Origin of the sequence: Protofrankia sp. Cj3 (assembly GCF_917627355.1) — a bacterium.
Classification (GTDB): Bacteria; Actinomycetota; Actinomycetes; order Frankiales; family Frankiaceae; genus Protofrankia.
The window spans coordinates 1-5,691 of sequence record NZ_CAKJTR010000081.1 but is presented as its reverse complement, the minus strand read 5'-3'; the positions used below and the strand labels follow the sequence as shown (position 1 = coordinate 5,691).

The following is a 5,691-nucleotide window of genomic DNA, read 5'->3' as shown; positions in this document are numbered from 1 at the left end:
GTCAGTGGCTGGCCTGTAGCGCCCGGCGGAGGCCCAGGGCAAGGAGGATCTGTGTGACCCCGTGAACGATCACCCAGATTCCGAAGATCACGGCCAGGACGAACACGGTCGCTGACGGCCAGGACACGGCCACGATACCGGCGATCACGCACAGGATCGCGACGGCCACGGCCCGCCCGCGTCCGGGCTCCCCCGCCGGAGCGGCCGCGGCAATGACCAACCGGATGAGCCCGGCCACCATGAGGGACACACCGACGACTATGGCCAGTGTCCAAAGGGTCACATCAGGCCAGGCCAGCGCCACGATCCCGCCCACCACCAGCAGAACGCCGAACACGGCCGCCAGGGCGGGCTCCGTCGCCCGTCCCGCCGCGAGCACCTCGGTGATCCCGGTGAGCACCAGGGCCAGCCCGACCAGGATGGCCAGGGTGTCCGCCGAGCTGGACGGGTTGGCGACCAGCGCGACGCCGAGCGTGGTCACAGCGATGCCCAGGACAAGCAGGACAGCCCACACCGCGCCCGCGGCGGCGTCACCATGTATCCGATGGTCCGTCGCTGTCCTGGACATCATGGCCTCCCCGCGTCCGTTGTCTCACCGATGGTGTTCCCTCCTCTCGGCCGCCCCAGTCCCCGGGAGCGTGCGGATGACTCGATGGGATCGGTTGTGATGAAACCCTTGCCACAGTGCCCGGTATGTGACCCCTTCCCCTCACGTATCGATCTACGGTTCCAGGAAACGTCCACTACGGATATCTGCTGGGGGCAAGCATGACCGCCAGAACCCTGCGGCGTGCCGGTGTCATCACCGTCACCGGGGTGCTCGCCGCGCTCCTGGGCGCGGCTCCGGCCAGCGCCTTCCCCTCCCCGACGGCCGCTGGTGGTGACCCGGGCGCCACGGCGGCCGGTGCGGCCGGCAATGTGTCCCGCGTTGCCATCGACATCACCCGCGGCGCGCTGTCCAGCGCCGCGAACGCGGCCTCCGGCGCCGGTGGGATCAACACCAGCGCCAGCACCACCCCTGCTCCAGGCGTTGGCTCCCCCGCGGGAAACAACACCAGCCCCGGTAGCGGCGGCGATGCGGCCACCGACCCCGGTAGCACCGGCAAGAACACCGCCAACGATGTCGCGCATGCCGCGCTGGACATCACCCGCGGTGCGCTGTCCAGCGCCGCGGACGCGCTGTCCGGCGCCACCGGCTCCGGGTCCGGTCCCACGACCGGCGGTGGTAGCGGTAGCGGCGGTGGGTTCGCCGGGTGACAGCGATCGACAGGATCACGGCGGTGTCCGCCAGCCTGCCCTGATGATCTCTATGAGGGTTGGTCCCCGGCAGACGTGAGCATGGTTGTCCGGCGACCGGGCCACCCGGTCGCCGGACAACCATGCGTCGATACCGGGGCGGCCCGTTGGGGCCGCATTACCATGCGAGGTATCGCATGGCTGGCCGCCCCTGCCTGCGCCTTCGATCGCCGGCCACCGCATCATGGTCCGTGGCGGATGCGGGGTCGGACGGGTGAGGGAGCGAGCCAGTGGCTGGTCGGGACGTCGATTACGACCGTCCGACTCTGTTGAGCTGCGGGCGATGCGGTGTCCGGTGGACGGCGTTGAGCGCCGCCCACTGCCCGAGCTGTCACGAGACCTTCGCCGGGGTGAGCACCGGCTTTGACACCCACCGGGTTGACGGCAGGTGCGCTCCGCCCGATCAGGTCGGTTTACATCGCGATGGCGGTTACTGGCTGACCAATGGTGAACGGGCTCCCGGTAAGCTGCTGGTGGTGGGCAGCGATTCCCGCGCGCACCCGGTTGACTGAGGACGCGGCCTGACCGAGGACGCGGCCGAGCGCCTCGATGTTTCCCGGCACACCCGCCGCCTCCCGGTGTCCGCAGGCGCGCTGCCATCGCGTCGCCCCGGTCGCGGAGTGAGACTGTATTCCTCATGATGAGTTAGCGGCAAGAGCGTCGCAAGGGTGCTGTTGCGCAGGTCGGCGTCTGGGGGACGGGCGATGCGCGCTCTCCCCGCGCCGCTCCCCTTGCGGTTAATCGTTATGACGTTTATGGTTCCCGTGTGACGTGGACCACGGGCCGGTGTGGGGGCACCTCGGGCACCTCGGGCGCATCTTCGGCCCGCGTGTCCGGTCCGCCGGCCGGGGAGGGGAGGGAACGCCTCGTATGTGGTCATGGTGCCTGGACGGCGGCTGGGCGCGTCCGATTCCCGGTGAACCTCCAGGAACGGGCCGCCGAGCATGTCCTTGACAGCGAGCATGCCGAGGAATACTTTTCCTGGCACTTGATCTGGCCTTGACTCGGTATCCAGATCTGTCGGTGGCGACAGCCCCGCCCCACACCCAACTGTTTTCCAACTGATTTTTTATCACTCGGCGACGCTATTCCGAGACGATAGCCGGCTGGTGCCGGCTGTTCGTCCGGCTGCCGGCCTTTCCCCTCACGGAGCGACGGGGTAATCACATGCATCGTGGTTCTCGAAGAATAATGCCGCTCGTCGTCGGCGCGGCCCTCGCGCTAGTCCTCGCGGCCTGCGCAGACAATGCGGGCTCGACGGCACCGGCGACAGGCCAGACGCCAGCCTCCGACACGTCCTTAGCCGCGGCCAAGGCGAACCTCGCCAACTATCTGACGCAGCCGACGAGCATTGTCCAGTCCACGCCGCTGACGTCGGCCCCGCCGAAGAAGAAGGTTGCCTTCGTCCAGTGCGCGGACCCGAACTGCGCCATCCTGGCCGGCTTCGTCAAGGACGCCACCGCGGCCCTGGGCTGGAACCTGACCACGCTGAGCGCCACCGCCACCGACCCGGGCTCGGCCGTCCAACAGGCCATCGACGCGGGCGTGGACTACATCGCCACCACCGGTTACCCCGTCGACCTGTTCAAGCAGCAGATGAACCAGGCGAAGTCCAAGGGCATCCCGCTGTTCATGTGCTATTCCACGGACGTGCCCGCGGGACCGGGTAACAACCTCTACGCGGACTGCACCGACGGCTCCGCGGCCGGCATCACCGGCGGCGCGATAGCCGACTTCGTAGCCACGGACTCGAACGGGAAGGCCGACGTCCTGCTGGTGACGATCCCCTCCTACCCCATCCTGACGGCACAGGCCGACGGGATGCGGGCGGAGCTCGCCAAGAACTGCCCCACCTGCAAGGTTCACGTCCTTGAGACGACGGTCAACGATCTCGCCGGTGGCGCCGTGCCGCAGAACATCTCCTCCTACCTGCAGGCAAATCCCGGCGTCAACTACGTCTACTTCACCTACAACGGCCTGGAGAAGGGCGTCCCGGCCGTCCTGAAGACAGCCGGGATGCTCGGCAAGGTGAAGCTGGTCGGCACCCAGGGCGCGCAGCCACAGTTCACCGAGGTCGTCAACGGCACCTCGGCGGCGTGGAGCGCGCTCCCACAGGAGCTCGCGATGTGGACGATGGTGGACCAGATGGCTCGTGTCGCGGTCGACCAGTGGTCGCTGCCGGACGAGCGCAAGGCCGCCGTCACGCCCTTCTATCTTGTGACCACGCCCGACCAGGCGAAGCCCCTCGTGGACGAGAAGTACGGCTGGCCCGGCCCGACCGGCTTCAAGGACACGTTCAAGAAGCTGTGGGGCCGCTAGGGCGTGTCTGATGGATGTTGGTCGATGTGGGCGATGATCCAGAAAGTGGCCTGCAAGGCGGAGGAGGCCCGGATAGCGGTGTTCTATCCGGACCGACGACAACGCCGCAGGACGCCTTCTGGGCATTGATCCGCACGATCGAAGATCCATCAGACACGCCCTAGCCCCCGGTTGAACCTGACAGGAATTCCGGCGGCGTCCGTCCGGGGCCACCAGCCCGGTGTGCCGGGCCTTCCCGCGGTGCCTTTTCCGGTGCCGCGGGAGGCCTGAACCACGGTGGAGTTCCCGAGCGGCGGCCACCGCCAGCCGACAACTGTCCAACAACCGGGTGACAACCGGGTGACAAGCGGCCTGACGGCATAATCCGACAGCAATGTGAAAGCAGTGGGCCAGGTGAGCGATGGTGCGGGTGGGACAGCTTCGCGGGCGGACCGGGTGAACACGCCGGCCCTGGACATCCGCACGCTGTCCAAGACGTTTTCCGGGCAGGTCGTCCTCGATCGTGTCGACCTCACCCTCGACGAGGGCCGGGTGCACGCCCTCGTCGGGCAGAACGGCTCGGGCAAGTCCACTCTGATCAAGATCCTGGCCGGGTACCACCGCCCGGACCCGGGTGGCAGCGTCGTGGTGCGGGGCGTGCCGTTGCAGCTGGGAGCGGCGGCGGCACACGACGCCGGGATCCGTTTCGTCCACCAGGATCTGGGGCTCCTCCTCGACCTCAGCGCGGTGGAGAACCTGATGCTGGGGCTGTCCTACCCGCGCGGCTTCCTCGGCCGGATCCGCTGGCGGGAGGCCCGGCGGCGGGCGCAGGAGCGGGTGGCGCGGGTCGGGCTCGACATCGACGTCCGCGCCCCCGTGGGCGAGCTGGGGCTGGCCGACCGCACCGGTCTCGCGATCGCGCGGGCGCTGCCCGAACCGGACCAGGGCAACGCCGTGCTGGTGCTCGACGAGCCGACCGCCGCGCTGCCCGCGGCCGACGTGGACCGGCTGCTGGCGACGATCCGGCGGCTGCGAGACGCCGGGCACAGCGTGCTCATCGTCTCGCACCACCTCGACGAGGTCCTCGACATCGCCGACCGCATCACGGTCCTGCGCGACGGCCGGAAGGCCGCATCGGTGGACGCCGCCGGCATGGACCACGACACCCTCGGCCGGCTGATGGTCGGTCACGATCTGGTCATCTCGGCCGGGCGCGAGGAGACGGCCGAGGCGGCCGGCCCCGCCGTGCTGGAACTCGTGGGAATCGCCGGGGGAACCGTGACCGAGGTGTCCACCACCGTGCGCCGCGGGGAGATCGTCGGGATCGCCGGCCTGACCGGGTCGGGCCGTGAGGCGCTGGGCGCGATGCTCAGCGGACGGCTGCCCCGGGCGGGCCGCGTGTCCGTGGACGGTGTCGCCGTCCCGCCAGCGCGTCCCGCCGCGGCCATGGCCGCCCGCCTGGCCTTCGTGCCGGGGGAACGGGCGCGCTACGGCACCTTCGCCGACCTGACGGTCCGCCAGAACCTGACCATGGGATCGCTGCGCCGCCACGTCCGGTGCGGCTACATCCACGCCGGCTCCGAACGTCAGGAGGTACGCAGGTGGGTCGACGAGTTCGGGATCGTGACCCGTGGCGTGGACGCACCCATCACAAGCCTGTCCGGTGGTAACCAGCAGAAGGTGCTTGTCGCCCGTGCGCTGCGTCTGTCCCCGAAGGCACTCGTGCTCGACGATCCGACCGCCGGCATCGACGTGAAGGCGCGTGATCAGGTCCACGGCATCATCGAGCGCAGCGCGGACGCGGGCACGGCGGTCCTGCTGGTCTCGACCGACAGCGAGGAGCTGGCCCGCCTGGCCGACCGTGTCCACGTCCTGAGCCACGGACGTGTCGCGCGCACCCTGCGCCGGGGCGTCGACCTTTCACCGGAAGCCATTGATCATGCACAGGTATCGCTGGGAACGCCGTGACCCCCCGGCCCGCCCGGCGGTCGTGTGCGCGAAACCGCCTTCGTCTCCTACTTTCTTTCGAGGTAGTGCCATGTCGTTAGAAACCGGTCCCAGCCCCGCGGTCAGCGCTCCCGCGGCCGGCCGCGCCGC

At 69.3% G+C, this 5,691-nt stretch carries 5 protein-coding genes; 3 read left to right on the top strand and 2 right to left on the bottom strand.

Translation table 11 applies throughout. The features are described from left to right. Nucleotide 1: 1 nt before the first annotated feature. Nucleotides 2-571 (bottom strand): HdeD family acid-resistance protein, encoded by a 570-nt coding sequence (locus tag MJ783_RS12910; protein ID WP_239310669.1) that lies wholly within the window; start codon nucleotides 569-571, stop codon nucleotides 2-4. A 197-nt stretch (nucleotides 572-768) separates the two neighbouring features. Between MJ783_RS12910 and MJ783_RS12905 the strand changes: the two genes are divergently transcribed. Beyond that, nucleotides 769-1,257, top strand: a complete 489-nt coding sequence (locus MJ783_RS12905; protein ID WP_239310668.1) for a hypothetical protein — start codon at nucleotides 769-771, stop codon at nucleotides 1,255-1,257. 452 nt (nucleotides 1,258-1,709) lie between these two features. Here the strand turns inward: MJ783_RS12905 and MJ783_RS23680 are convergent, their stop codons facing one another. After that, the gene (locus tag MJ783_RS23680; RefSeq protein ID WP_308194847.1) at nucleotides 1,710-1,859 is read right to left on the bottom strand and encodes a hypothetical protein; all 150 of its coding nucleotides are present in this window, start codon (nucleotides 1,857-1,859) and stop codon (nucleotides 1,710-1,712) included. A 628-nt stretch (nucleotides 1,860-2,487) separates the two neighbouring features. Between MJ783_RS23680 and MJ783_RS12895 the strand changes: the two genes are divergently transcribed. Further along, nucleotides 2,488-3,615 (top strand): substrate-binding domain-containing protein, encoded by a 1,128-nt coding sequence (locus MJ783_RS12895; protein WP_239310666.1) that lies wholly within the window; start codon nucleotides 2,488-2,490, stop codon nucleotides 3,613-3,615. A 393-nt stretch (nucleotides 3,616-4,008) separates the two neighbouring features. Next, nucleotides 4,009-5,562, top strand: a complete 1,554-nt coding sequence (locus tag MJ783_RS12890; protein WP_239310665.1) for a sugar ABC transporter ATP-binding protein — start codon at nucleotides 4,009-4,011, stop codon at nucleotides 5,560-5,562. The last annotated feature ends 129 nt before the right edge of the window (nucleotides 5,563-5,691 follow it).

Bases quoted from the DNA above. Each gene is read 5' to 3' on its own strand.
- MJ783_RS12910 (WP_239310669.1), bottom strand. From the start codon at position 571: ATGATGTCCAGGACAGCGACGGACCATCGGATACATGGTGACGCCGCC.
- MJ783_RS12905 (WP_239310668.1), top strand. From the start codon at position 769: ATGACCGCCAGAACCCTGCGGCGTGCCGGTGTCATCACCGTCACCGGG.
- MJ783_RS12895 (WP_239310666.1), top strand. From the start codon at position 2,488: ATGCCGCTCGTCGTCGGCGCGGCCCTCGCGCTAGTCCTCGCGGCCTGC.